Genomic DNA, 26,695 nt, shown 5'->3' on the forward strand with positions numbered 1-26,695 from the left:
GGGCCAGCCCCCCCCCCGCTTTTACGCCGCCGGGATGTTGCTTACCGCCGCGGCGGCTTTCGCGGCGGGCTTTTTGACGCGGAACCAGGCCGCGTACAGCGCCGGCAGGAACAGCAGCGTCAGCGCCGTGGCCAGGATCAGGCCGCCCATGATGGCGACCGCCAGCGGTCCCCAAAACACCGAACGCGACAGCGGTATCATCGCCAGCGCGGCCGCCGCCGCCGTCAGCACGATAGGCCGGCAGCGCCGCACCGCCGATTCGACGATGGCGTCCCACGGCTCGGCGCCGCCGGCGATGTCTTGCTCGATCTGGTCGACCAGGATCACCGAGTTGCGGATGATCATGCCGAACAGCGCGATCACGCCCAGGTTGGCGACGAAGCCCAGCGGGCGGCCCAGCAGCAACAGCGCGGCGGCCGCGCCGGCCACGCCCAGCGGACCGGTCAGGAACACCAGCAGCGAGCGCGAGAAGCTATGCAGCTGTAACATTAGCAAGGTGAAGATAATGAAGATCGCCAATGGCAGGTTGGCCGCGATCGATGCCTCGGCCGCGCCGCTGTCGGCCGCCGCCCCCTTGACGGTGATACGGTAGCCGGCCGGCAGCTTGGCGCGCAGCGCGTCGAGCTTGGCGTTGACCTGGCCCGACACGGTCGGCCCCTGGATGCCGTCGACGACATCGGACTGTACCGTAATGGCCCACTCGCGCCCTTCGCGCCAGACCACGCCCGGCTCCCAGACGAAATGGGCGCGCGCCACCTGCGCGACCGTCACCGATTTGCCGCTGGCGGTGGGAATATTGGTGTCGTTTAACACCGAGATCGTCGAGCGCTCCTGCAGCGGCTGGCGCACCTGAATGTCGATCAGCTTGTTGTCCTCGCGGAACTGGCCGATGGTGGTGCCGGACAGGATGGTGTTGGCCGCCCGCATCACCGTTTGCGAGGTGATGCCGAGCGCGCGTATCTTGTCCTGGTCCAGGTCCAGGCGCAAGACCTTGATCGACTCGTTCCAGTTGTCGTTCACGCCCAGGGTGTTGAGGTTCCCGCGCATGACGTCCTTGACCTCGTCGGCGATCGCGCGCACCTTGGCCACCTCGGTGCCGGTGACGCGAAATTGCACCGGATACGGCACCGGCGGCCCGTTCGGCAACAGTTTGACGCGGCCGCGCACTTCCGGAAAATCTTCCTTGAAGACCGCGACGATCTTCTCGCGCAGCGCGGCGCGCGTCGCCAAGTCCTTCGGCAACACCACGATCTGCGACACGTTCGACTGCGGGAAGATCTGGTCCAGCGGCAGGTAGAAACGCGGGCTGCCGGTGCCGACGTAGCTGGTGACGCTGACGACGCCGTCGAGCTTGCGCACGAAGGTCTCGAATTTCTTTACCTGGGCTTCGTTGGCGGCAAAGGTGGTGCCCTCCGGCGTCCACATCTCCACCATCAGCTCGGGCCGGCTGGAATCGGGAAAGAATTGCTTTTCGATGAAATTGAAGCCGTAAATGCCCAGCGCGAAGATAGCTAGGGTCGCCGCGATGGTGCTCTTGCGCCAGTCCACGCACCAGTTGACGGTGGCGCGGAAGCGCCGGAAGCCGGGCGTGTCGAACAGCTCGTGGTGGCCGTCGGAGTGCGGCTTGACCTTCAGCAGCACGTAGCCGATGTAGGGCGTAAACACCACCGCCACCACCCAGGAAATGATCAGCGCCAGCGCGTTCACCGAAAACAGCGAAAACGTGTATTCGCCGGCGGCCGACTTGGCCAGGCCGATCGGCAGGAAGCCCGCCACCGTGATCAGGGTGCCGGTCAGCATCGGCATGGCCGTCGACGTGTAGGCGTAGGTGGCGGCGTCGAAGCGCGAGAAGCCCTCTTCCATTTTGCGCACCATCATTTCGACGGCGATGATGGCGTCGTCCACCAGCAGGCCCAGGGCGATGATCAGCGCGCCCAGCGAAATCTTGTGCAAGTCGATGTCGAGCATGCGCATGAACAGGAAAGTCACCGCCAGCACCAGCGGAATGGTCAGCGCCACCACCAGGCCCGGCCGCACGTCCAGGCGGAACGGCTTGGTGTGCAGGCCCAGCGCCAGGAAGCTGACGGCCAGTACGATCAGGATCGCTTCGATCAAGGTGCGGATGAATTCGCCCACCGAAGCGGTGACCGCCTCCGGCTGGTTCGACACGCGCGCCAGCTCGATGCCGACCGGCAGCTGGCCGCGCAGGCGCTCGACGGTCTTTTCCATGTGCTTGCCCATCTCGATGATGTTGCCGCCCTTTTCCATCGAGACGCCCAGGCCGATCACTTCCTTGCCGTTGAAGCGCATCTTGTCCTGCGGCGGGTCGCGGTATTCGCGCTTGACGACGGCGAAGTCGCCCAGGCGGAATGTGGCGCCGCCGGCGCGCAGCTCCAATGCTTCGAAGTCCTTGGTCGACTTCAGCGCGCCGCTGACGCGCACCTGCAAATTGTCGGTCGGCGTCACCAGCACGCCGGTGGCCTCGACCGAGTTCTGCGTGGCGATCTGGTTGACGATGGCCTCGAACGGCACGCCCAGTTGCGCGAATTTCTTGTGCGAAAACTCGATGATGACTTTTTCATCCTGCACGCCGAACAGTTCGACCTTGGCCACCAGCGGCACGTTGAGCAGTTGCTGGCGCACGAAGTCGGCGTAATCCTTCATCTCGGCATACGTAAAACCGTCGCCGGAGAGCGCGAAGATCGAACCATAGGTGTCGCCGAACTCGTCGTTGAAAAAGGGGCCGACGACGCCGGCCGGCAGCGTGCCGCGGATGTCGCCGATTTTCTTGCGCACCTGGTACCAGGCGGCGGCGGTGTCCTTGGGCGGCGCCGACTCGCGCAGCTTGAGGATGATCAGGGTTTCGCCCGGCTTCGAATAGCTGCTGATCTCGTCGATGAACGGGGTTTCCTGCAACTTGCGCTCCAACTTGTCGGTGACTTGGTCGGCCATCTGCAAGGCGGTCGCGCCCGGCCAGTTGGCGCGGATCACCATCGCGCGGAAGGTGAACGGCGGGTCCTCGTCCTGCCCCAGGCTGGCGTAGCTGAGCATGCCGCCGATCAACAGCACGGCGATCAGATAGCGCGTCAGGGGAATGTGTTCCAACGCCCAGCGCGAGAGGTTGAAGCCGCCCTTCATTGCATGGCCCCGGTGGCCGGCGCCGCGGCCTTGGTCGGCAGGTCGTCGCCGAGGATTTTGACCTTCTGGCCCGGCTTCAGCAAGTTCACGCCGGCCGTGACGACGGTCTGTCCGGCCTTGACCCCGCTGGTGAGCAACAAGTCGTTGCCGGCCGCGCCGCCGATAGTGACGGGCACCAATTTGACCACACCCTGCTCGACCACCCACACCGAGGTGGCGGCCTTCTCATAGAACAGCGCCGTCAGCGGCACCTTGAGTTGCGGCACCGCCGTCTTCGAGGCGAACTGCACCATCGCCGTCATGCCCAGGCGCGCCTGCGCCATGCTGTCGGGAATCGCCACCTTCACCGTGTAGGTGCGCGTGGCCGGGTCGGCCATCGGCGCAATCTCGCGGATCTTGCCGGGCACGGCCTGGCCCGGCTTGGCCCAGAGCCGCACCTGCACGTCGGAAACGTGGCGCAGCGTTTCGACCTTGTCTTCGGGAATGCCGATGACCACTTCCTTCTCGCCGGACTTGGCGATACGCACCACCGGCGCGCCGGCCGCCACTACCTGCCCCGCTTCGGCGTCGACCGCCGTCACCACGCCGTCGATATCCGACACCAGGCTGGTGTAGGCGGCCTGGTTCGACTGGCCGCGATAGGCCGCCTGGGCCGAATCGACGCCGGCCTGGGCCGCCTTGAAGGCCGACTGTTTGGTGTCGAGCACGGCCTGGCTGACGAAATTCTTCTCGCGCAACTCCTGATAACGCTTCAGTTCGGCGCGCGACAGGTCGCGGCTGGTCTCGGCGCCGCGCAAGCCGGCCAGCGCCTGCGCCTGCGCCAGTTGCAAGTCCTGCGCATCGAGCTGCATCAGCACCTGGCCTTGCTTGACGACGGCGCCGGCGTCGACCTTGCGCGCGACGATCTTGCCACCGACCCGGAACCCCAGCCGCGACTCCACCCGCGCCCGCACCTCGCCGGAAAATTCGGCGTTGACATCGACGCTATTACTCTCCAGTACCAAGGCCCGCACCGGACGGATATCCTGGGTTTTTTCGGCGGGTTTCGAGCAGGCGCTCAACAAGAAGGCGGTGGCGAGTAGCGAAGCAAGCGGAAGCGGCGTAATTTGACGCGGGGATTTCAGGGCGAACACGTTATTTTCCTTTACTATGCGGGCTGTTCGATTTATGCACGGCAACATAAAAATCATGCCGGACGTGCAATACGGGGAACTGGTAGCGATATCAAGATGTTACTATTCTTCCGAGTTAAAAAGTAAATGACTTTCCGTTAAGTAATTATAGACGGGACTAAATTGTTTGCAAATGACTTTCGCGTCAATAATTTAAATAAGTGTTTTTCATGCCAGTAGACCATTACGAAAATTTCCCCGTAGCCTCCGTGCTACTGCCGCGCCGCCTGGTGCCGGCGGTCGAAGCCATCTATGCCTTCGCCCGCAGCGCCGACGACCTGGCCGACGAGGGCGACGCCACGCCGGCCGAGCGCCTGGCCGCGCTGCAAGCCTACGAAGCGGCGCTGGACCGCATCCACCGCAAGGAGAGCGGCGCCGACCCGATGTTCGAACGCCTGGCCCAGGTGATCGCCAAGCACGAGTTGCCGCTGAAGCCGTTCTACGACCTGCTGTCCGCCTTCAAACAAGACGTCGTCGTGACGCGTTACGCCGACTTCGCCACCCTGCTCGACTATTGCCGGCGCTCGGCCAACCCGGTCGGCGCGCTGATGCTCAATCTGTACAAGGCGGCCGACGAGGATAATCTGCGCGATTCCGACGCCATATGTTCGGCCCTGCAATTAATTAACTTTTTGCAAGATGTGGCAATCGACCAACAAAAAGAACGCATCTACCTGCCGCTGGAAGACCTGACCCGTTTCGCCGTGTCGCCGGCGGCGCTGGAGCGGGCCGAGTCGCACGGCAAGTGGAGCGCGTTGATGCGCTTCGAGGTGGCACGGGCGCGCGCGCTGCTACTCAGCGGCGCGCCGCTGGCGCTGCGCCTGCGCGGGCGCATCGGCTGGGAACTGCGGCTGGTGGTCCAGGGCGGCCTGCGCATCCTGGAAGCGATCGAAACGGTCAATTACGACGTGTTCCGGCGCCGGCCGGCATTGCAAAAGCGCGATTGGCTGGTCATTTGCTGGCGCGCGCTGCGCATGCGCGCTAAAAAAGCGCGTTGACGCCTTCGCCGAGGGCGCTTCGGCTATAGAATAGCGGCTTCGAACGCAACCCATGCAATTTTGACTATGTCTCCCGACGAATACTGCCAACAAAAAGCCGCCCAGAGCGGCTCCAGTTTTTACTACAGCTTCCTGTTCCTGCCGCCGGAGCGGCGCCGCGCCATCACGGCGCTGTACGCGTTCTGCCGCGAAGTCGACGACACCGTCGACGAATGCACCGACGAGGCGATCGCGCGCACCAAGCTGGCCTGGTGGCGCAAGGAAGTGCGGGCCATGTTCGAGGGCAAGCCGGCGCATCCGGTGATGCGCGCGCTGGCACCGCACCTGGCGGTCTACAAGCTGGAGGAAAAATACCTGCAGGCCATCATCGACGGCATGGAAATGGACTTGAACCAGACCCGCTACCTCGACTACCAGGCAATGACGCGCTACTGCTGGCACGTGGCCAGCGTGGTCGGCATCCTGTCGGCCAGCATCTTCGGCGCGACCAAGCCGGAAACGCTGCTGTACGCGGAAAAACTCGGCCACGCCTTCCAGCTCACCAACATCATCCGCGACGTCGGCGAAGACGCGCGCAAGGGCCGCATCTACCTGCCGGTCAACGAATTGCAGCGGTTCAACGTCACGGCGGCCGACCTGCTCAACGCCCGCCACAGCGAGAACTTCGACAACCTGATGCGCTTCCAGGTGGCGCGCGCGCAAAGCGCCTACGACGAGGCGTTCGCGCTGCTGCCGGCCGAGGACCGCCGCGCCCAGCGCCCCGGCCTGATCATGGCGGCGATCTACCGCACCCTGCTGACCGAGGTCGAGCGCGACGGCTACCACGTGCTCAAGCAACGCATCTCGCTGACGCCGATCCGCAAACTGTGGCTGGCGTGGAAAACCTACGTACGTGGCTAACAACAAGCCAGCGGCAGCGCCGAAACGGATGGCGGTGGTGGGCGGCGGCTGGGCCGGCTGCGCCGCGGCGGTTGAACTCAGCCGCGCCGGCCACGACGTCACGCTGTTCGAGGCGGCGCGCACGCTGGGCGGCCGCGCCCGCCGCGTCGAATTCGACGGCGGCGTCGTCGACAACGGCCAGCACATCCTGCTGGGCGCCTACGGCGCCACGCTGCGGCTGCTGCAACTGGTCGGCGTCGAGGCGCGGCAAGCGCTGCTGAACCTGCCGCTGCAAATGCGCTATCCGCCCGGCTGCGGCGGCATGGACTTCGTCGCGCCGCGCTGGCCGGCGCCGCTGCACCTGGCCGCCGCGCTGCTGCGCGCCGACGGCCTGGCGCGCGCCGACAAAATGGCGCTGGCGCGCTTCTCCAGCACCGCGCGCTGGATGGGCTGGCAACTGCACAGCGACTGCAGCGTCAGCGAACTGCTGGAACGCTTCGACCAGAGCGCGCGCCTGATCCAACTGATGTGGCGCCCGCTGTGCCTGGCGGCGCTGAACACCCCGCCCGAGCGCGCCTCCGCGAAAATCTTCCTCAACGTGCTGCGCGACAGCCTGGGCGCGCGGCGGCGCGCCTCCGACATGCTGCTGCCGAAAGTTGACCTGAGCGCGCTGTTTCCCGACGCCGCCGCCGCGTTCGTCCGGCGCCACGGCGGCGCGGTCCACTGCGGCGCCAGCGTTACCGGCCTGCGCCGGCAAGCCGACGGCGGCTGGCAACTCGACGCCCGCGGCGAAGCGAGCGGCGGCGCCTTCGACGGCGTCATCCTGGCGACCCCGGCGGCGCAGACCGCGGCCCTGCTGGAGCAACTGCAAAACCCGGCAATGTCGGCCATCGCCAGCCAACTGGCGGCATTCGAATTCGAAGCTATCAGCACCTGCTACTTGCAGTACCCGCCCGGCACGCGCCTGGAACGGGCGTTCTTCGCCCTGATCGACGCGCCGCAAGCCGGCCACTGGGGCCAATTCGTCTTCGACCGCGGCCAACTCGACCCGGCCCAATCCGGCATGCTGGCAGTCGTCATCAGCGCGTCGGCCGAGGCCGCCGCGCAGGGACAGGCGGCGCTGGCCAAGGCCGTCGCCCGGCAACTGGCCGACGTCTTCCGCCGGCCCGAGCTGGCCGAACCGGCGTGGAGCCGCGTCATCACCGACAAGCGCGCCACTTACGCCTGTAGCCCCGGCCTGGCGCGGCCCGACAACGCCACCGGCCTGCCCGGCCTGGCCCTGGCCGGCGACTACACCCACAGCGACTACCCGGCGACCATCGAATCGGCGGTGCGCAGCGGCGTCCTGGCCGCCGCCCTCTGACCGTCTCCACTGTCGATATTGTCACTTCGTCATAAGCGCGCCGTATATCCCGGCAGGCTGTCGTCTGCGCCGCGAATATCGCAGCTTGTCGCATGTGGCTGGCTACGGCGACGCTGTTGGCCTACAGTAACAGCATCGACGCCCGTTTGAATCTGTGAGTATGAAATGAGCAAATTAGACTATATCGACGCGCTGCGGCGCGCGCTGGCGGGCCTGCCGGCCGAAACGCTCGCCAAGACGCTGGCGTATTACGAACAGCGGTTTATCGACGGCCTGGCCGCCGGCCGCAGCGAGGCGGAAATCGCCGCCGACTTGGGCGAGCCGAAGAAGATCGCCGTGACGCTGCGCGCCAGTACGCATCTGAGCGCTTTCGAGCGAACCCGGAATCCCGCCAATTTCGCGCGCCTGGTGGTGTCCGCGCTGGGGCTGGCCATTTTCAATCTGTTCATGGTGCTGCCGGCGATGGTGTATTCGGCATTGTTGGCGGCCATGTATGTGGCGGCGCTGGCGTTTTATGTGGGCGGCATCGCGATCACCGCCAGCGGCTTGTCGGGCGCCAATGAGCTGGTGCTGGACGGTCCGCTGCGCCACTTTATGCTGAAGGGCGACGAGCGCGGCGAGCCGGCGCAGACGCGGATTTCGATCGGAGGGTCGACTATCCAGGTCATCCAGGAGCCGGCCAGCGGCGCCAGGCACGACGGCGACAAAGGCGAGTCCGAGGCCGAGGACGAGGCCGGCGACGCGCCCTCGTCCTCGCGCGTCATGCGCCGCGCCGAGGCCCTCGCCGGCGGCGGCCTGCATATATCCACCGACCTCGACCATGACTCGCGCAGCGTCCAGACCATGTTCGGAATGGCAATGGTGCTGTGTGGCATCGTTTTCTTCTTGCTCAGCCTGGTCGTGACGAAGTACACGCTGTTCGGCATCAAGCGTTATATCGAAATGAATTTCACGCTGTTGAAGGGGCGCTAAGGCAGCCGCCTCACCCCGGAACACACCAGAAACTGGCGGATACACGCCAGCGATAAGCATATTTATGGCGGACGCACCGCCGGGAACAGGAGCCACACCATGCGAACACTCATTAAAGTCGGCGTCAGCCTGTTGCTGCTGGCCTTTGCGCTGATCGGCGTGTCATACACGATGCTGCGGGCGCAGGGGCTGAGCAACCCCGGCAGCGCGGCGGGCCGGGCCGTGCGCAGCGAGGCGCGCACGATAGGCAAGAACATCCACACCATTGAAGTAAGCGGCCCGATCGATCTGACGGTGCGGCAAGGGCTGGCGCCGTCGCTGCTGGTGCGGGGCGAGCAGCGTCTGCTGGCCAACGTCGAGACCAGCGAGCGCGGCGCCACGCTGCACATCGGACCGAAGGGGATGCTGTTGCATCACCGCCAGCCGCTGCAAGTCGAGCTGGTGTTACCTGCGCTACAACAACTTGACATGCACGGCAGCGGCGACAGCACCGTGAACGGTTTCAGCGGCGAGCGCTTCGAGCTGCGCGTACACGGCAGCGGCAACGTCACCTTCAACGGCCGCTTCAAGCATGTGCTGGCGGGGATGAACGGCAGCGGCGACTTGAATCTGAACGGCGGCAACAGCGGCAGCGTGACGGTCAACCTGGCCGGCTCCGGCGCGATCACGACCAGCGGCAGTTGCAACTTGCTGCGCGCCGAGCTGAGCGGCTCGGGCGACCTCGACGCCGAGCACTTGGCGGCCGACCGGGTCGAGGTGTCGTTGCAGGGTTCGGGCGCGGCCGTGGTGTTCGCCAGGGACGCGGCCGACCTGACGCTGCGCGGCAGCGGCAATATCAAAGTCTACGGCAATCCGCCGCAACGCCGCTCAAGCAGCAACGGTTCCGGCGACATCGAATGGGAGTAAACCGCCGGCCCGCGCCTCAGCCTTAGCGGCCCAGCCAGTTCAACGCGCTGGCGCCGGCGGCCCGGCCGCTGGCCAGGCAGGCCGTCAGCAGGTAGCCGCCGGTCGGCGCTTCCCAGTCCAGCATTTCGCCGGCGGCGAACACGCCCGGCATGGCCTTGAGCATCAACGCGTCCACCCCGTCGAAACGGACCCCGCCGGCGCTGCTGATGGCCTCGTCAATCGGCCGGGGCCGGCGCAAACGCAGCGGCAACATCTTGATCGCCCGCGCCAGCCGCCACGGATCGGCGAATTCGTCGGCGCCTAGGCATTCGCGCAACAGGCCCGACTTGACCCCCTTGATTCCCAGCCGGCTCTGCAAGTGGCTCGACATCGAGCGCGCGCCGCGCGGCCGGCCGACCTCGTCGACGACCCGCTCCAGCGTCCAGTCCGGCACCAGGTCGAGATGGATCAGCGCGCCGCCGTCGGCGTCGATCTGGTCGCGCAGCGCGGCCGACAACGCATAAATCAGACTGCCCTCGACGCCGCCGGACGTCACCACGAACTGGCCCTGCCGGCGCAGCGGCTGGCCGCCGGCGTCGGTCGAGGTGATCGCCACCGTGGCCAAGGGGTGGCCGGCGTAGCGGCTGCTGAAGTGCTCGCTCCAATCGACGTCGAAGCCGCAGTTGGCCGGCCGCAGCGGCGCCACCGGCACGCCCTGTCGCTCCAGCAGCGGCAACCAGGCGCCGTCCGACCCTAGCCTGGCCCAACTAGCGCCGCCCAGCGCCAGGATAACGGCGTCGGCCGGCGCCGCCAGCTCGCCGCCGGGCGTGGCGAACAGCAGCTCGGCGTCGCGCCAGCCGGTCCAGCGGTGGCGCATGTGGAACGCCACGCCGCTCTCGCGCAGCCGGTGCAGCCAGGCGCGCAGCAGCGGCGCCGCCTTCATGTCGGTCGGGAACACCCGCCCGGAGGTGCCGACGAAGGTGTCCACGCCCAGGCCGTGCACCCAGGCGCGCACGCTGTCGGGGCCGAAGCCGTCCAGCAGCGGGCGCAACGCGACGCTTTGTTTGCCGTAGCGCCCGACAAAATCGGCGTAGGGCTCGGCGTGGGTGATATTCATGCCGCCCCGCCCCGCCAACAGGAATTTGCGGCCGACCGACGGCATCGCGTCGTAGACGTCGACGCGCGCGCCGCCCTGCGCCAGGGTTTGCGCCGCCATCAGGCCGGCTGGGCCGCCGCCGATGACGGCGACGCGTGGTGGGGTGTGGCTGCTAGTTGACATCGATTCTATTCATGGAGTTGGTGCATACTGCAACTAGGAATGGCCGATCACCGCGACGCGACGCGGGTAAGCCGTCAACGTTGGCCTGGAGCGGCGCGTCGCGCCTCAGCCAACATTGTCGGATTACGCTACGCTAATCCGACCTACGGAATGTAGCGGCATTTTCGATGCCATAAAAAATATGCCCCCGCTCCCGCCGCATCAGCCGCCGGTGACCGGCGGAAAGAACGCCACTTCGCAGGCCTCCGACAGTGTCGCCTCGGGCTGGCACATGATCTGATTGCAGGCCATGCGCAGCGAGCGGCCCTCGGCCAGCGCTTCGGTCCAGGCGCCGCCGCGGGCAAGCAGGAAGGCGCGCAGCTCGCCGACCGTCGTCACGTGCGCCGGCAAGGCCAGCGCTTCCTGGGATGTGCCGAGAATCTCGCGCACGCTGGCAAAAAAACGCAGCGTAATGTTCATAGTGTGATCGACCGACTTGATTAGTGCAGCAATTCGCTGAATGGGATGAAGCGGACGGTGTCGCCCGGCGCGATGGTTTGCCCCGGCGGGTTGTCGACCACGCCGTCGCCCCACAAGGTCGAGGTCAACACGCCCGAGCTTTGGTTGGCGAACAGGTCCAGGCCGCCGCCGGCGTTCATGCGCGCGCGCAGGAACTCGTTGCGCCGGTCCGCCTTCGGCCAGTGGAAGTCGGCGCGCAGCGTGTAGCCCTTCGGCGCCAGCGCGGCCGGGTCGCCGACGCCTTGCAGGCGCAGGATGAACGGCCGCACGAACATCAGGAAGGTGATGAAGCTCGACACCGGATTGCCCGGCAAACCGATGAAGAAGGCGTCCTTGACCTCGCCGAAGGCCAGCGGCTTGCCGGGCTTGATGGCGATCTGCCACATGTTCAGACGCCCTTCCGCCTCGACCGCCGGCTTGACGTGGTCCTCGTCGCCGACCGACACGCCGCCCGAGGTGATGATCAGGTCGTGCGCCTGGGCCGCCTCGCGCAGCACCGCGCGGGTGGCGTCTAGCGAATCGGGGACGATGCCGTAGTCGCTGATCTGGCAACCGAGGTTTTCCAGCAGCGCGCGCAAGGTGAAGCGGTTCGAATTGTAGATCGCGCCCGGCGCCAGCGGCTGGCCCGGCATGGTCAGCTCGTCGCCGGTGAAAAACACCGCCACGCGCAGTTTGCGCCAAACCGGCAGTTCGGCCAGGCCGACCGACGCCGCCAGCCCCAGCTCCTGGCTGCGCAGGCGCGTGCCGGCCGGCAAAATTACGCTGCCGGCGGTGATGTCCTCGCCGGCGCGGCGTATCCACTCGCCCGGCGCCGGCGCGTGCCGCACCGTGACTACGCCGTCGAGCAACTCGCATTGCTCCTGCATGACGACGGCGTCGGCGCCTTCCGGAATCAGCGCGCCGGTGAAAATGCGCGCCGCCGTACCCGGCTGCAAGGGCTCGCCGACGTGGCCGGCCGCGATCCGTTGCGACACCGGCAAGGCCGCCGCCGCGCCGGCGCAATCGGCCGCGCGCACCGCGTAGCCATCCATTTGCGTGTTGTCCCGCGCCGGGACGTTCATGTCCGAGCTCTGCGCCCGCGCCAGCACGCGGCCGTTGGCCGCCAGCGTCGGCACGGAGTCGACCGCGGCGACCGGGCGCGCCGCGCCCAGCAACAGGTCCAGCGCGGCTTGCGCCGTCAGCATCGGTTTTGGCTTATATTCGCTCATCGGCGGCTTACAGGCCAGTATTGGCGGCGATATAAGCCTGCATGGCGGCCACGTCGGTGCCCATCACGACGAATTTCTGTGGCAAGTCCTCGATATTTTCGAAGCCTCCCGGACGCTCGGCGTCGACGCCCAGCGCGTCGAGGATGGTTTCGTTGAACTTGGCGGCCAGCGCCGTTTCCAGCACGATCATCGGCACGCCCGGCTCCAGATGCTCGCGCGCCACCTTGATACCGTCGGCGGTATGGGTGTCGATGACGATGCCGTAGTCGTCGGCGACGTCGCGGATGGTGTCGAGGCGGTCCTTGTGGGTCGACTTGCCGGACTGGAAGCCGTACTTGGCCACCAGCGTGAACTCGTCGCCGTCGCTGCCCGGCTTGCCGGACAGGTCGAAGCCGCCGGCCGTTTCCACCTTGTGGAACAGCGCGCGCACGCGGTCGCCGTCGCGGCCCACCAAGTCGTAAATGAAACGTTCGAAGTTCGACGCCTTCGAAATGTCCATCGACGGGCTGCTGGTGTGGTAAGTCTCGGCCGACTTGCGCACGCGGTAGACGCCGGTGCGGAAGAACTCGTCGAGCACGTCGTTTTCATTGGTGGCGGCGACCAACTTGGCGATCGGCAAGCCCATCATGCGGGCGATGTGGCCGGCGCAGATATTGCCGAAGTTACCCGACGGCACCGTGAACGACACCTTCTGGGCGTTGTCGGTGGTGGCCGCGAGGTAGCCGCGGAAGTAATACACGACCTGCGCGACGACGCGCGCCCAGTTGATCGAATTGACGGTACCAATCTTTTGCGCGGCCTTGAACGGCAAGTCGTTCGAGACGGCCTTGACCATGTCCTGGCAATCGTCGAAGACGCCCTCGACGGCGATATTGAAAATATTCTTGTCCTGCAGGCTGAACATCTGCGCGCTCTGGAAGGCGCTCATCTTCTTATGCGGCGACAACATGAAGACGCGGATGCCCTTCTTGCCGCGCATCGCATACTCGGCGGCGCTGCCGGTGTCGCCCGAGGTCGCGCCGAAGATATTCAGCTCGGCCTTGGTCTTGGCCAGCGTGTACTCGAACAGATTGCCGAGCAACTGCATCGCCATATCCTTGAACGCCAGCGTCGGGCCGTTCGACAGCCCCTGCAGCAACAACGTGGTGGCGCCGCCCTTGGCCAGGTTTTCTTCGAGCACCCGCAGCGGCGTGATATCGGCGGCCTTCTCGCCGTCGCGCGCGTTGCGGTACACCGCCTTCGTATACGTCTTCGCCGTCAGCGCCTTCAAATCGGCGTCCGGAATATCGGTCGCGAACTTGCGCAAAATCTCATAGGCCAGCTCGGCGTAGGACAGCTTGCGCCAGGCGTCGAGTTCGGCGCCCGTCACCTGCGGATACTCGGCCGGCAAATACAGGCCGCCGTCGGGGGCCAGGCCACCCAACAGGATGTCGGAAAATTGTTGCGGAGCGGAAGAAGCAGGCGCTTGGGCGGCGCGGGTAGACACGTATTGCATAAAGTAGAAAAGTCCGGTTGGGCTAACGGCTAAGAAGCATCGAGTGCAATTGAACGCTTATTATAATGCGGCCCGCCCATCCTTGCGAACTCCCAAGTCAATGCGTTGTTTAGCAGGCGGCGTGGTTGACGGTGATGACGTGGATGGCCAGCCCGCCCAGCGAGGTTTCCTTGTATTTGTCTTGCATGTCGGCGCCGGTCTGGCGCATCGTTTCGATGACTTCGTCGAGGCTGACGAAGTGGGTGCCGTCGCCTTTCAGCGCCAGCGAGGCGGCGGTGATGGCTTTGACGGCGCCCATGCCGTTGCGCTCGATGCAGGGGATTTGCACCAGGCCGCCGATCGGGTCGCAGGTCATGCCCAGGTGGTGTTCGATGCCGATCTCGGCGGCGTTTTCGATTTGTTCGTTGCTGCCGCCGAGCGCGGCCACCAGGCCGGCCGCCGCCATCGCGCAGGCCACGCCGACTTCGCCCTGGCAGCCGATTTCGGCGCCGGAGATCGAGGCGTTGCGCTTGCACAGCATGCCGATCGCCGCCGACGTCAGCATGAAGTCGCGCACCCCGGTCACCGGGTCGCTCGGATGGCAGTCTTCGGCGTAATAGCGCAGCACCGCCGGGATGATGCCGGCCGCGCCGTTGGTCGGCGCCGTGACGACCCGCCCGCCGGCGGCGTTTTCCTCGTTGACGGCCATCGCGTACAGGCTCACCTGGTGGATCGCGTCGTGCGGCAGGTCGTTGGCGCGGTTGTCCGACGCCTTCGCTTCCTGCGCCATGGTCCACAACTTGGCCGCGCGCCGTTTGACGTTCAGGCCGCCCGGCAGTTGGCCGCCGGTTTCCAGGCCGTGGGCGATGCAGTCGCGCATCACGTGCCAGATCTTGTCGATGCCGGCGTTCAATTCGTCGTTGCCCAGGCGCACGCACTCATTGGCGCGCAGCATCTGCGGGATCGACAGGCCGCTGGCCTTGCCGTGCGCCAGCAACTGGTCCATCGTGTCGAACGGGTAGACGACCGTCGAGGCCGGGGCGTCGCCCGCCTGTCCCGACTGCTGCTTGGCCTGGGCCTCGCCGGCGGCGTGGATGAAGCCGCCGCCGACCGAGTAGAACACCCGGTCGATGCGGCCGCCGTCGGCCAGCATCAGCGTGAAGCGCATGCCGTTCGGGTGCTCCGGCAGCGATTCGCTTTTGTGCCAGATCAAGCCGGTCGCGGCCGTAAACGGCACCGCGTGGCTGCCCAGCAGTTTGATTTCGCGCGCCGCTTCGACGCCGGCCAGCTTGCCGTCGACGTCGCCGGGCGCGACGCCCTGCGGGGTTTCGCCCATCAGGCCGAGGATGACGGCCTTGTCGGTGGCGTGGCCGACGCCGGTCAGCGCCAGCGAGCCGTACAGGGCCGCTTCGACGCCGACGGCATTATCCAGTGAACCGCATTCGATCAAGAAACGCCGCGCCGCCACCATCGGCCCCACGGTGTGGGAACTCGACGGCCCGATGCCGATTTTAAATAGATCAAATACGCTCATGTCCATTGGATAGTCTCTTTATATATAGTTATCGTGGGTGGATCAGCCGCCGGTTCAGGCCGCTTCGGCCATCGCCTTACCGACGTTCACGTCGATGTGCGCGAGCATGTCGGTGACCAGGTGGTCCAGGCCGATTTGCGCCTTCCAGCCCCAGTCGGCCGTCGCCTGCGCGTCGTCCAGGCTTTGCGGCCAGCTGTCGGCGATGGCCTGGCGGCTGTCCGGCTTGTAGCCGATGGCGAAGTTCGGCACCCGCTGCACGATGGCCTTGGCCAGTTGCTCCGGGTTGAACGACAAACCGGCCACATTATATGCCGAACGAATCTTGATTTGGGCCGCCGGCGCGTCCATTAATTCGATCGTCGCGCGGATCGCGTCGGCCATGTAGATCATCGGCAGCGCGGTCTGCGGGGCGAGGAAACACTCGTAGCGTTCGCCGCGCAGCGCCGCGTGGAAAATCGCGATGGCGTAGTCGGTGGTGCCGCCGCCCGGTGGCGATTTATAGCTGATGATGCCGGGGTAGCGGATGCTGCGCACGTCGACGCCGTATTTGCTGAAGTAGTATTCGCACAGGCGCTCGCCGGCCAGTTTGCTGATGCCGTAAATCGTGGTCGGGTCCATCACCGTCATTTGCGGCGTGTTCACCGGCGGCGTGTTCGGCCCGAAGGCGGCGATCGACGACGGCCAGAAGATGCGCAGCGGCTTGCCGGCCTCGCCGCGTTCGCGCGCCACTTCGAGGATGTTGAGCAAGCCGTCCATGTTCAGCGTCCATGCCTTCAGCGGCGCCTGTTCGCCGGTGGCCGACAGCAGCGCCGCCAGCTGGTAGACCTGGGTGATGCCCTCCCGCTCGACCAGCGCGGCCAGGCCGGCCCGGTCCAGCACGTCGAGGCGGGTGTAGCGCGCCGCGTTGTAGACGTTGGCGGCGCCGATGTCGCCCGCGACGACGTTCTGCGCGCCGTGCCGCGCGGCCAGCGCGCCCACCAGTTCGCTGCCGATTTGACCGTTGGCGCCGATGACTAAGATGCGTTCCATTTTTATTTTTCCTGATTCGATTTTATTGGGTCTTCAGCAGGCCGAGCTCACGCCCCGCCTGTTCGAACGCGGCCAGCACGGTGACCAGTTGCTCGCGGCTGTGGGCGGCCGACAGCTGCACGCGCACGCGCGCCTGGCCCATCGGCACCACCGGGTAGAAGAAACCGGTGAGCAGCACGCCGAGTTCGTACATTCGGGCGGCGAATTTTTGCGCAACCGGCGCGTCGAACAGCATCACCGGCACCACCGGGTGGGTGCCCGGCTTGATGGTGAAGCCGATACGCTCGATTTCTGCGCGGAAGAAGGCGGTGTTCTCGTGCAGGCGGTCGCGCAGCTCGGTCGACTTCGACAGGCGTTCGAGCACCGACAGCGAGGCGCCGGCGATCGACGGCGCCAGCGTGTTCGAGAACAGGTAGGGACGCGACTTTTGGCGCAGCATGTCGATCACTTCCTTGCGCGCCGAGGTGAAGCCGCCCATCGCCCCGCCCAGCGCCTTGCCGAGCGTGCCGGTGATGATGTCGATGCGGCCCAGCACGTTGTGGTGCTCGTGGGTGCCGCGGCCGGTGGCGCCCATGAAGCCGGAGGCGTGGCATTCGTCAATCATCACCAGGGCGTCGTACTGGTCGGCCAGGTCGCAGATCTTGTCGAGCTGGGCGATGGTGCCGTCCATCGAGAACACGCCGTCGGTGACGATGACCTTGTGGCGCTTGCCGGCGGCGACGGCGGCCTGCAGCTGCACTTCCAGGTCGGCCATGTCGTTGTGCAGGTAGCGATAGCGGCCGGCCTTGCACAGGCGGATGCCGTCGATGATCGAGGCGTGGTTCAGGGCGTCGGAGATGATCGCGTCCTGTTCGTCGAAGAGCGGCTCGAACAGGCCGCCGTTGGCGTCGAAGGCGGCGGCGTACAGGATCGTGTCTTCGGTGCCGAGGAAGCTGGAGATGGCTTGTTCGAGTTGTTTGTGGACGGTCTGGGTGCCGCAGATGAAGCGCACCGACGACAGGCCGTAGCCGTATTGTTCGGTCGCCGCGATCGACGCCTGCTGGGTTTGCAGGTCGCCGGACAGGCCCAGGTAGTTATTGGCGCACATATTGATCAGGGTACGGCCGTCGTCACACACCACTTCGGCGCCCTGGCGCGAGGCGATCACGCGCTCCGGCTTGTACAAGCCCTGCTCGCGCAACTGGTCCAGGCTTTGCTGCAGGCCGCTGAAGAAAACGCTCTTGGTTTGCTCGCTCATGTTTTGTCCCTTTGTGTATTGGTGTGGCGGCCGCTTGACCGATTGTCGCACTATGTTGTACCGTACCTGCGCCTGGAGATGTTTTCAGAGTTTACACTCTTTTCCAACAGCACCCTCGAATTCCGTTATGTCGAACTCAAATTCAATATAATGGATATTACCCAAGCCTATTGAACTTTGCAAGCCTCTCCCAGATGAAAACACCCGTTTCGACCAATTCTCCGCCCGAAGTCGGCGCCACGCTGCAAAAACTGCGCCTCGCGCGCGGCCTGACACTGGAGGATTTGTCGCGCATCGCGGGGGTGTCGAAGTCGATGCTGTCGCAGATCGAGCGGGAGAAGGCCAACCCCACCATCGCCATCACCTGGCGCCTGGCGAACGCGCTGGGGGTGGCGATCGGCGAGCTGCTGTCGAGCACGGTAAAAAGTGTCGAGACCATCCGCGTGCTCGACGCGCACGAGACGCCGACGCTGCCGGGCGACCACGCCGGCTATGTGCTGCGCATTCTCGGGCCGATGGAACTGGCCGGGAAGTACGAGTGGTACGAGTTGACGCTGGCGCCCGGCGGCGAACTGGTGTCGCAGCCGCACGACCCCGGCACCACCGAGCATTTGACGCTGCTGCACGGTTCGATGGAGATCGAAGTCGGCGCGGCCAAGCGCAAGGTCAAGATCGGCGGCACCGCGCGCTACCCGGCCGACCAGCAGCACGCCATCCGCAACACCGGCAAAACCGAGGGCAAGGCGCTGTTGGTGGTGATTCACCGTTAAGGCGTGGTAGCTCGGGTTAGCCCAACGGGCGTAACCCGACTGGCGCCGGCGGCGGCTTAGCGCAGCGTCGCCCGCATCAGGCGCGTGACGCCGCCCAGCCGCAAGCCATCCTGGCGCCCGGACAGGTAGCGTTCGCTCAACTGCGGCGCGCTGAACGCCTCCACATCGGCAAAGCCGATCTTCCCCAGCATGTCCGCCAGCTGCGCCGGGTCGAAATAGCTGTTCCACGGTTCGCCGCGTTCGGCCGCTTTCGCCGACATCATTTGCAGCGCGGTGCGTTCGGCCGGCGCGAGCAGCTCCGGGTCGGCGCCGTAATCGAACACCACGCCGCTACCCGCCGCGCAGGAGGCGATGTAGCGCAGCGTCTCGTACACTTCCTCCTGCTCCAGGTACATCGTCACGCCCAGCCACGAGAAGAACGCCGGCTGGTCGGAGCGGAAGCCGGCTTCGGCCAGGCCGGCGGCCAGCGTCGAGCGTTTGAAATCGAGCGGCACGTAGCTCAGCGCGGCGGGTTCGGCGATGCCGGCCGCGGCCAGGCGCTCGCGCTTCCACCGCTGCGTCGCCGCCAGGTCGACCTCGAAGATGCGGCTGTCCGCCAGCGCCGCGCCGCGGCAGGCGTAGGTATCGAGGCCGGCGCCCAGCACCACGTACTGGCGCGCGCCGTCGCGCTGCGCGACGGCCCAGGCGTCCTCGGCGAGCCGGCTGCGCACCGCCAGCGTGGCGCGCAGCGCCGTCGACATCGGGTCGGTGTAGCGGCCGATGCTGGCGCGCACGGCGGCCTCCTCCACCGGCCCCAAAATGGTCAGCGCCAGCGGATCGTCGAACACCAGCGGCGCGTCCAGCAACTGGTGCGCGGCGCGCAGCACCGCCACCATGTAGGCGCTCGGCTTCGGCCCGGCCACCGCCTCGTCCGGCGGCCGGTGCAGCTGCATGATGGCTTGTTGCACGAAGGCGATCAGGCGGGCGTCGACGCCGACGCCGCTCGACAGGTCCGGTTCGGCGTGGAAGGCGGCGCGCACCTTCAACTCCAGGGCGGCGTCGTCGCCGGCGTAGGATAGCCGGAACAGCGCCTCCCAACGGCGCGCCAGCGCCTGCACGGCCGGTTCGTCGAGGCCGGCGCCGGCGTCCATCTGCCGGCGCAGCTGCTCGATCAGCGGATGCCATTGCGGGGCGTGCGCAACCATGCGCCGGCGCACCTGCTCGAACTCGGCCGGCGTCAGATGGCATTCGAACAGGCTGGCGCGGGCGCAGGCGAAGGCCGCCAGTATCCATTCGATCATCGCCGGCGTGATGCCGGTGATCTGCTGCGCCCTGCTCTCGCTTTCCTGCATGGTTTGCAGCTTGATGGCCAGGCCGATGTCGCTGCCGGTGCCCTGGTCGAGCAGGCGCATCCAGCGCTGCGCCAGCGAGCGCGCCAGTTCGCCGCTTGCCGGCAGCGCCTGGTCGAGCGCGTTTTGCACCTGCGCGATCAACGCCTTCCAGGCACTGTCGGCGGCCGGGCCGGCCTGCTCCTGGCGCGCGCGCAGCGCGCCCAATTCGGCTTTTGAAAAGTATTTTTCGTACATTGTCATTTTCTCCATGAGGGTGAGCCACTCGTCGACGCTGGTATCGCGGCCGTCGCTGAGTTCCCTGAGCATCAGCCGAAGGCGCTGTCCGAGTCGCTGTCCACGCTGGACCTGATCGTCCACAGCGGCGATCTGGTGCGTGATGACGTCGACCGGCGAGATACCGGTGCCGTCCAGCAGCGCGCCGATGTCGGCCAGCGAACAACCAAGTTGCTTCAGGGCGTGGATGCGGTGCAGGCGCACCACGTCGTCCTGGTTGTACAGCCTGAAGCCGCTGTTCGAGCGCGCCGACGGGGAAAGCAGACCGATGCTGTCGTAGTGGTGCAAAGTGCGTACGGTCAGACCGGCCCGCTTTGCGAGTTCACCAATTTTCAAGGGCATCGCCGCTTCCTCCATGCAAACCATCGTAGAACCTGACGTAAGGTCAGGATCAAGGGAAAAATCGTTTTGACACAAATATGGAATGGGCGGCTGGGGGCGGCCGATGCCTAACACGTCATCAGCAAACGTTCCAAGGCGCCGATTTGCGCCTCGGTGTAGGCGGCTAGCCCGCGCTCGCGGGTCAGCAACTCGCCCATGGCCCAGGCATAGATGATGTGCGCCCGCACTTGCGCCTCGCCCGCCTCCAGGCCCAGCTCCCCCAGCAACTTGGCCAAAAAATGCACGCGCCTGTCGTGCACGCGACGCAGCACGGCAGCCAATTCCGGGTTTTGCCCGCCCAGGTGGTTGATGGCCTCGTAAAACTGGATATCCATCCGCCCCACCTTGCGCAGCAGAAAACGCAGTTTTTCAATGGCGCTGCCCTGCTGGCGCTCGACCAGCGCCATCACCTGCTCGGTGGCCCTGGCTTCCCAGCGCTCCACCACCGCCAGCATGAAACTGCCCGCACTCTCAAAGTGCCAGTAAAAACTGCCGCGGGTGACGCCCAGGCGTTTGCACAGCGGCTCTGCTTTCAGCGCCTGCGCCCCCTCGTCGCGCAGCACGGTCAAACCAAAATCAAGCCAATCTTCGCGTGACAGGCGCTGCTTCGGGGCGGCCGGCGGTTGGATCATTACGACTCCTAAAAAAATTCAAACAACGGGGGCGGTCGTGGCGCGACGCGGGCAAATCATATCCTATGAGCTTAAGATTGCAAGATTGGCAACGGCGCGGTATAGTCTTACCATACATACTGTACTGACGGTCGGCAGGCCGCTTCGCCGCCGACTGCCGGTACGCCGCCGCCGATTTATTAACGCTGGAGAAAACCATGTTCGCAAGAGTGACCCATGTTCAATCAAAACCCGAAAAACTCGATGAAATCGTCGCGCTATTTCAGGATTCCGTCATGCCGCTCTTGAAGCAGCAGCAAGGATTCAAGAGCAGCTTGCTGCTGACCGACCCGGCCACCGGGAAAGGCATGTCAATTACGATATGGGAATCGGAAGCGGATCTGCAGGCTGGCGACAGCAATGCCGTGCTGCTGGAACAGGTGCTCAAAGTCATGCCCATGCTGGCCGCGCCGCCGGTGCCGGAGATTTTCGTCGCCGCTTTGGCATAAGGCTATTCTGTGGCAGCGCACAAGGTGTATCCGTGCATACGACATGGCTATACCAGAGCGCTGCACAGCTGCTGCCGGGCTTGAAGCGAGGCGCGATCGACAGTCGCGGCTTGCTCGCTACCTATCCGGCACGGATTGACGTGCGGCGGCGGCGCTGGCGGCGGGATTTAGCGCGCTGGAACTGGGCGGCGATGTCGGCGGTTCGATCCGCATTCCGGCCCACTTTTGCGGCATGTATGGATTTCATGGCCGGCGCCGCGCAAAGCCAAAGGCGGGCGACGCCGCCGCCCGCCCCCGCTGCGCCCGCCTATTACGGCGCCGTGGCGCTTACTGCGCGGCGACCTTGGCCGGTTCGCCCGCCTCGTTCATCCGCAGCGCGCGGCTGAGGAAGCCCCAGCGGTCGGCCACTTCCTCGATCTGCTTGGCGGTCGGCTTGCCGGCGCCGTGGCCGGCCTTGCGGTCGATGCGGATCAGGATCGGCGCCGGGCCGCCCTGCGCCGCCTGCGCGGCGGCGGCGAACTTGAAGCTGTGCGCCGGCACGACGCGGTCGTCGTGGTCGGCGGTGGTGATCATCGTGGCCGGGTAGCAGCGGCCCTTTTTCACGTTGTGCAGCGGCGAGTAGGCCATCAGCGCCTTGAACTCGTCGGCGTTGTCGGACGAGCCGTAGTCCGATGTCCAGGCCCAGCCGATGGTGAACTTGTGGAAGCGCAGCATGTCGAGCACGCCCACCTGCGGGATCGCCGCGGCGAACAACTCGGGACGCTGGGTCATTGCCGCGCCGACCAGCAGGCCGCCGTTGCTGCCGCCGCCGATGGCCAGCTTGGCCGGCGAGCTGACCTTGTTATCGACCAGCCACTCGGCCGCGCCGATGAAGTCGTCGAACACGTTTTGCTTGTGCAGCTTGGTGCCGGCGGTGTGCCAGGCCTCGCCGTATTCGCCGCCGCCGCGCAGGTTGGCCATCACGTAGACGCCGCCCATTTCAAGCCAGGCCAGGTTGGCCACCGAGAAGGCGGGCGTGAGCGAGACGTTGAAGCCGCCGTAGCCGTACAGGTAGGTCGGGTTCGAACCGTCGAGCTTGATGCCCTTTTTCGAGACGATGAACATCGGCACCTTGGTGCCGTCGCGGCTGGTGAAGAACTGCTGCCGCGTGTCGAAATCGCTCGGGTCGAAGTCGACCTTTGGCTGGCGGTAGACGCTGCTCTTGCCGGTTTTCATGTCGTAGCGGTAGATGGTCGTCGGCGTCGTGAAGCTGGTGTACGAGTAGAAGGTTTCGGTATCGCCGCGCTTGCCGCCGAAGCCGCTGGCCGAACCGATGCCCGGCAGCGCCACCTCGCGCACCGGTTTGCCTTTCAGGTCGACCACCTTGACCTGGCTGCGCGCGTCGCTCAGGTACTCCAGCACCAGTTGGCGGTTGACGATGCCGGCGTTGGTCAGCGTCTGGGCCGCCTGCGGCACGATCTCCTTCCAGTTGGCCGCTTGCGGGCGGCGCGTGTCGATGGCGACCACGCGCGACGTCGGCGCCTTGTTGTCGGTCATGAACCAGAACACCGGGCCGTCGTTGTCGATGAATTCATAGGACGCGTCGAAGCCGTCGAGCAGGGTCGCGACCTTGCCGTCCTTGCGCCGCAAGTCTTTGTAGAAGACGCGGTTCTTGTGCGCCGTGCCCTGGGTGGCGGTGATCACCAGGTAGTTGCCGTCGTCGCTGACTTTGCCGCCGAAACCCCATTCCTTCTGGTCCGGGCGGTCATAGACCAGCACGTCGCTGCTTTGCGGCGTGCCGACCTGATGGAAGTACAATTTCTGGAAGTAGTTGATGTCGGCCAGCTTGGTGGCCTCCTGTGGCGCGTCGTAGCGGCTGTAGAAGAAGCCGCTGCCATCCTTGGTCCACGAGGCGCCGGAAAATTTGACCCACTTCAGCTCGTCGTCGAGGTCCTTGCCGGTGTCGATGTCGCGCACCTTCCAGACGTTCCAGTCGGAGCCGGAGGCGGCCGTGCCGTAGGCCAGGTATTTGCCGTTCGGGCTGACCGAGGTGCCGGCCAGCGCCACGGTGCCGTCGGCGGCCAGGGTGTTCGGGTCGAGCAGCAGGCGCGGCGTGTCATCCAGCGACGCCAGCGTGTACAGCACGGCCTGGTTCTGCAGGCCGTCGTTGCGGCTGTAGAAGTAGCGCCCGCCCTCTTTGAACGGCACGCTGAAGCGCTCGTAGTTCCACAGCTTGGTCAGGCGCTGCTTGATGCCGTCGCGCCCGGCGATTTGGCCCAGGTAGGATTGGGTCAGCTGGTTTTGCGACTCGACCCAGTCGTGGGTCTCGGCGCTGTTGGCGTCTTCCAGCCAGCGGTAGGGATCGGCGACCTGGGTGCCGTGGTAGTTGTCTTGCTGGTCGCCGGTCTTGCTGTTCGGGTAGCCGGGGGCCGCGCCGGCGCCGAAGGCCGAGGCCGGGCAGCTCTGCGCGCCGGCGTTGCCGCCGAGGCTGGCGATCAAACTGAATATCAGGGTGGCGCTACGTACATGCATGGGTGATCCGTATCATCGAAGAGCAAAGTGGATGGCGGCGCCGGGCCGGCGCCGCCGTTGCAGGACAGGATGGGGTGGGAGGAAAATCCGACCGCTTCTTTCGCCGATGAAATCATAGCGCGAAATGTGGCCTTTAAAGCACACTAATCGCGCCGCGCCGCCATATTTTATTTGGCCGCCCGCCGCGGTTTAGGATGACGCCGAGCTAATCCGAGCTGCGGCGCTGTGGCGTCGTCGTCGCCGGCGCGCGCGCCCGCCATGTGGCCAGCCAGGCCAGCAACTGCTCGCCGGGCATCGGCCGGCTCATGAAGTAGCCCTGGCCCTGGTCGCAGCCCATTTCGGCCAGCAGGCGCCAGACCGCTTCGCTTTCGATGCCCTCGGCGACGACGCGCAAGCCCATGTTGTGGCCCAGGTCGATGGTCGAGCGCACGATCTTGGTGTCGCCCTCGTCGTGCTCCATGTTGAGCACGAAGGATTTGTCGATTTTCAGTTCGTCCACCGGCAACCGTTTCAGGTAGGCCAGCGAGGAGTAGCCGGTGCCGAAGTCGTCGATCGACAGGTCGACGCCCATCGCGTGCAGGCGCTCCAGCGTCAGCTGGGCGCGCACCGGGTCGTCCATGATCGCGCTCTCGGTGATTTCCAGACAGAACGAGGACGGCTGCAAGCGATAACGCGCCAGGATCTCGGCGAATTTCACCGGCAGGTTCTGGTCCAGCAGGTCGCGCGTCGACAGGTTCACCGACACTTTCAAGTGCACGCCCTCGGCCGCCAGTTGCTGGCACAGCGCCGCCGATTTCTCCAGCACCCAGCGGGTCAGCACGCGGATGAAGCCGCTCTGCTCGGCGAACGGGATGAAGTCGTCGGGGAAGACGTTGCCGCGCTCGGGGTGCTGCCAGCGCACCAGCGCCTCGACGCCGACCACGTCGCCGCTGCCGAGCATGATCTTCGGTTGCACGTGCAGGCGGAACTGCTCGCCCTCGATGGCGTTGCGCAGTTCGGTCAGCAGCGACAGGCTTTGCTCGCTCGCCTTGTCCAGGCCGGCCTGGTACACCACGGCGCCGTCGTTGCGCTGCTTGGCCGCGTACATCGCCACCTCGGCCATGCTCAGCAAGGCTTCGCCGGTGCCGGCGTGCGACGGGTAGCCGGCGATGCCCAGGCCGGCGCCGATGTCGACCATCTGGTCCTCCAGCGACAGCGGGCTTTCCAGCGCGGCCAGCACCTGCGCCGCCGTAAGGCGGGCCTGCTCCAGGCTGGCGTTGGGCAACAGGATGGCGAACTCGTCGCCGCCCAGGCGCGCCACCTGGGCGGCGCCGTGCCGGTCCTGCGCCAGTTGCAGTTGCAGGCGCTCGGCCACCTGGCGCAGCAGCGCGTCGCCGAAGCTGTGGCCCATGACGTCGTTGACGTGCTTGAAGCGGTCCAGGTCCATCATCAGCACGAACACTTGCTCGTCGCGGCGGCCAGCCTGCTCGATCGAGTCGTCCAGCAGCAGCACGAACTGGGCGCGGTTCGGCAGGCCGGTCAGCGAGTCCCAGTACGCCAACCGGCGGATTTCCTGTTCGCGCTTGGCGATCCCGTCGCGCATGCTCTCGAAGGCCTGTGCCAGCGCGCCGATCTGGTCGTCGCGCTTGATGTCGAGCTGGCCCTTGTAGTCGCCCTGTTCGAGCCGCTTGGCGGTGGCCGCCAGCGCGCTCAGCGGCTGGGCGATGCGCTTGGCGGTGAGCACGCTGGCGAGCGCGGCGACGCCGATGCCGGCCACGCTGAGCGCCAGCAACAGGCGCCGCAGGCTGGTGTATTCGGCCATCGCCTCGTCGATCGAACGCGCCAGCACGACGCTGGCGACGCGCGCGCCGTCCTGGCCGATCGGCAGCAGGCGCGCGCTGTAGTGGCTGCCCTCGACGTCCAACTCAAGGTCGACGACGGCGTCGCTGTCGAGCTGGGCCGACAACGGCGCCGCCGGCAGCGCCTGGATGCGCGCCAGCGCCGGGCCCACCGACGTCACCGGCAGCGTGGTGGCGGTGGCGAGCCAGTCGCCGCCCTCGTCGCGCGTCAGGACCGCCACCTGCAGCGAGGAGATGTCGCGCATGTCGTTGGCCAACTGGCGGTCGATCGGGAATGCCATGACGACGTAGCCGATGATAATCGGCGCGCGCACCGGCACCACCACGATCTGGTAGGGGCGCCGCTCGACGATGGCGATGCCGCTGGCGCCGTCATACTGCTCGGCCTTGTCGAGCATGCTGACGACGAGTTGCTCCAGGCCGGCCGACTGGGCCGCGTTGGTCGAGGCCTTGATGGTGCGCTCGGCGCCGACCAGCATCGTCAGCGAGGCCTTGATGCGCCGCCCGCTGTTGGCCAGCGCCGATTCGATGGTGGCGCGGTCGCTCTCGTCGTCGTTGCCGATGGCCTGCACGAAGGCGGTGTCGCGCGCCAGCACGCTGGCGCCGAAGCGCAGCTTTTGCGCGTTCTGTTCGAGCAGGCGGCGGAACACCTTGGCGCCGGTGCCCAGCTCGGCGCTGATGGCGCTGCGCGCGTTGCTGGCGATGCCCTGCTGGATCACCAGCAGGCCGAGCACCTGGACCACCACGATCAACACCAGGAACAGCGTGACGATCCGGCTTTCGAGACTGCGAAAACGCATGGTCG

General features: G+C 66.0%; 20 protein-coding genes. 7 read left to right on the forward strand and 13 right to left on the reverse strand.

Annotated elements, in window-relative coordinates; translation table 11 throughout:
- Nucleotides 1–21: 21 nt before the first annotated feature.
- Together ACFDR9_RS00835 and ACFDR9_RS00840 are read right to left on the reverse strand one after the other, a co-directional pair.
- Nucleotides 22–3,138 carry an efflux RND transporter permease subunit gene (locus ACFDR9_RS00835; RefSeq protein WP_409029745.1) on the reverse strand — a complete coding sequence of 1,039 codons (3,117 nt, stop codon included), beginning with the start codon at nt 3,136–3,138 and terminating at the stop codon, nt 22–24.
- Nucleotides 3,135–4,271: an efflux RND transporter periplasmic adaptor subunit gene (locus ACFDR9_RS00840; protein WP_409029746.1), complete on the reverse strand. Its 1,137-nt coding sequence runs from the start codon at nt 4,269–4,271 to the stop codon at nt 3,135–3,137. Before ACFDR9_RS00840 ends, ACFDR9_RS00835 begins: the two co-directional genes overlap by 4 nt.
- A gap of 209 nt (nt 4,272–4,480) precedes the next feature.
- Here ACFDR9_RS00840 and hpnC point away from each other — a divergent pair, with 209 nt between their 5' ends.
- From hpnC to ACFDR9_RS00865, 5 genes are all read left to right on the forward strand, one after another.
- Nucleotides 4,481–5,308 (forward strand): squalene synthase HpnC, encoded by an 828-nt coding sequence (gene hpnC, locus ACFDR9_RS00845; RefSeq protein WP_409029747.1) that lies wholly within the window; start codon nt 4,481–4,483, stop codon nt 5,306–5,308.
- A gap of 66 nt (nt 5,309–5,374) precedes the next feature.
- Entirely contained in the window at nt 5,375–6,208 is an 834-nt protein-coding gene (gene hpnD / locus ACFDR9_RS00850) for a presqualene diphosphate synthase HpnD (RefSeq protein ID WP_409029748.1), read from the forward strand.
- Between the two features lie 28 nt (nt 6,209–6,236).
- Complete coding sequence (gene hpnE, locus ACFDR9_RS00855; protein WP_409029813.1) at nt 6,237–7,550, forward strand: hydroxysqualene dehydroxylase HpnE; 1,314 nt, start codon at nt 6,237–6,239, stop codon at nt 7,548–7,550.
- Nucleotides 7,551–7,715: 165 nt separating this feature from the next.
- Nucleotides 7,716–8,522 (forward strand): DUF1700 domain-containing protein, encoded by an 807-nt coding sequence (locus ACFDR9_RS00860; RefSeq protein ID WP_409029749.1) that lies wholly within the window; start codon nt 7,716–7,718, stop codon nt 8,520–8,522.
- Nucleotides 8,523–8,621: 99 nt separating this feature from the next.
- Nucleotides 8,622–9,428, forward strand: a complete 807-nt coding sequence (locus tag ACFDR9_RS00865) for a head GIN domain-containing protein (protein ID WP_017875674.1) — start codon at nt 8,622–8,624, stop codon at nt 9,426–9,428.
- A 22-nt stretch (nt 9,429–9,450) separates the two neighbouring features.
- Here the strand turns inward: ACFDR9_RS00865 and ACFDR9_RS00870 are convergent, their stop codons facing one another.
- The 7 genes from ACFDR9_RS00870 to kbl all read right to left on the reverse strand — a co-directional run bounded on the left by ACFDR9_RS00870 (nt 9,451) and on the right by kbl (nt 17,666).
- Nucleotides 9,451–10,686 (reverse strand): TIGR03862 family flavoprotein, encoded by a 1,236-nt coding sequence (locus ACFDR9_RS00870; protein WP_409029750.1) that lies wholly within the window; start codon nt 10,684–10,686, stop codon nt 9,451–9,453.
- Nucleotides 10,687–10,887: 201 nt separating this feature from the next.
- Nucleotides 10,888–11,145, reverse strand: a complete 258-nt coding sequence (gene moaD, locus ACFDR9_RS00875; protein ID WP_017875677.1) for a molybdopterin converting factor subunit 1 — start codon at nt 11,143–11,145, stop codon at nt 10,888–10,890.
- Between the two features lie 20 nt (nt 11,146–11,165).
- Nucleotides 11,166–12,392, reverse strand: coding sequence for a gephyrin-like molybdotransferase Glp (gene glp / locus ACFDR9_RS00880; RefSeq protein ID WP_409029751.1), 1,227 nt, complete (start codon nt 12,390–12,392; stop codon nt 11,166–11,168).
- 7 nt (nt 12,393–12,399) lie between these two features.
- Nucleotides 12,400–13,887, reverse strand: coding sequence for a threonine synthase (gene thrC, locus ACFDR9_RS00885; RefSeq protein WP_409029752.1), 1,488 nt, complete (start codon nt 13,885–13,887; stop codon nt 12,400–12,402).
- 109 nt (nt 13,888–13,996) lie between these two features.
- Nucleotides 13,997–15,406: an L-serine ammonia-lyase gene (locus tag ACFDR9_RS00890; protein WP_026132645.1), complete on the reverse strand. Its 1,410-nt coding sequence runs from the start codon at nt 15,404–15,406 to the stop codon at nt 13,997–13,999.
- A gap of 48 nt (nt 15,407–15,454) precedes the next feature.
- Entirely contained in the window at nt 15,455–16,429 is a 975-nt protein-coding gene (locus ACFDR9_RS00895; protein WP_409029753.1) for an NAD-dependent epimerase/dehydratase family protein, read from the reverse strand.
- Between the two features lie 22 nt (nt 16,430–16,451).
- A complete protein-coding gene (kbl, locus tag ACFDR9_RS00900; RefSeq protein ID WP_409029754.1) occupies nt 16,452–17,666 on the reverse strand; it encodes a glycine C-acetyltransferase in 1,215 nt (404 codons plus the stop codon).
- A gap of 194 nt (nt 17,667–17,860) precedes the next feature.
- Here kbl and ACFDR9_RS00905 point away from each other — a divergent pair, with 194 nt between their 5' ends.
- The gene (locus tag ACFDR9_RS00905) at nt 17,861–18,436 is read left to right on the forward strand and encodes a helix-turn-helix domain-containing protein (protein ID WP_409029755.1); all 576 of its coding nucleotides are present in this window, start codon (nt 17,861–17,863) and stop codon (nt 18,434–18,436) included.
- A 56-nt stretch (nt 18,437–18,492) separates the two neighbouring features.
- Here the strand turns inward: ACFDR9_RS00905 and ACFDR9_RS00910 are convergent, their stop codons facing one another.
- Together ACFDR9_RS00910 and ACFDR9_RS00915 are read right to left on the reverse strand one after the other, a co-directional pair.
- On the reverse strand, nt 18,493–20,382 hold the full coding sequence (locus tag ACFDR9_RS00910; protein WP_409029756.1) for an SAM-dependent methyltransferase: 1,890 nt from the start codon (nt 20,380–20,382) through the stop codon (nt 18,493–18,495).
- Nucleotides 20,383–20,489: 107 nt separating this feature from the next.
- A complete protein-coding gene (locus ACFDR9_RS00915; protein WP_017875686.1) occupies nt 20,490–21,053 on the reverse strand; it encodes a TetR/AcrR family transcriptional regulator in 564 nt (187 codons plus the stop codon).
- A gap of 197 nt (nt 21,054–21,250) precedes the next feature.
- On the opposite strand from ACFDR9_RS00915, the gene ACFDR9_RS00920 reads away from it, so the two are divergent.
- Nucleotides 21,251–21,541, forward strand: coding sequence for an antibiotic biosynthesis monooxygenase family protein (locus ACFDR9_RS00920; RefSeq protein WP_409029757.1), 291 nt, complete (start codon nt 21,251–21,253; stop codon nt 21,539–21,541).
- A 327-nt stretch (nt 21,542–21,868) separates the two neighbouring features.
- Here ACFDR9_RS00920 and ACFDR9_RS00925 read toward each other — a convergent pair whose 3' ends face one another.
- A complete protein-coding gene (locus tag ACFDR9_RS00925; protein ID WP_409029758.1) occupies nt 21,869–24,052 on the reverse strand; it encodes a prolyl oligopeptidase family serine peptidase in 2,184 nt (727 codons plus the stop codon).
- A gap of 205 nt (nt 24,053–24,257) precedes the next feature.
- The gene (locus ACFDR9_RS00930; protein ID WP_409029759.1) at nt 24,258–26,690 is read right to left on the reverse strand and encodes a putative bifunctional diguanylate cyclase/phosphodiesterase; all 2,433 of its coding nucleotides are present in this window, start codon (nt 26,688–26,690) and stop codon (nt 24,258–24,260) included.
- Nucleotides 26,691–26,695 lie beyond the last annotated feature (5 nt).

The sequence above is a fragment of the Janthinobacterium sp. CG_23.3 genome (assembly GCF_046115965.1).
Taxonomy (GTDB): domain Bacteria; phylum Pseudomonadota; class Gammaproteobacteria; order Burkholderiales; family Burkholderiaceae_D; genus Janthinobacterium.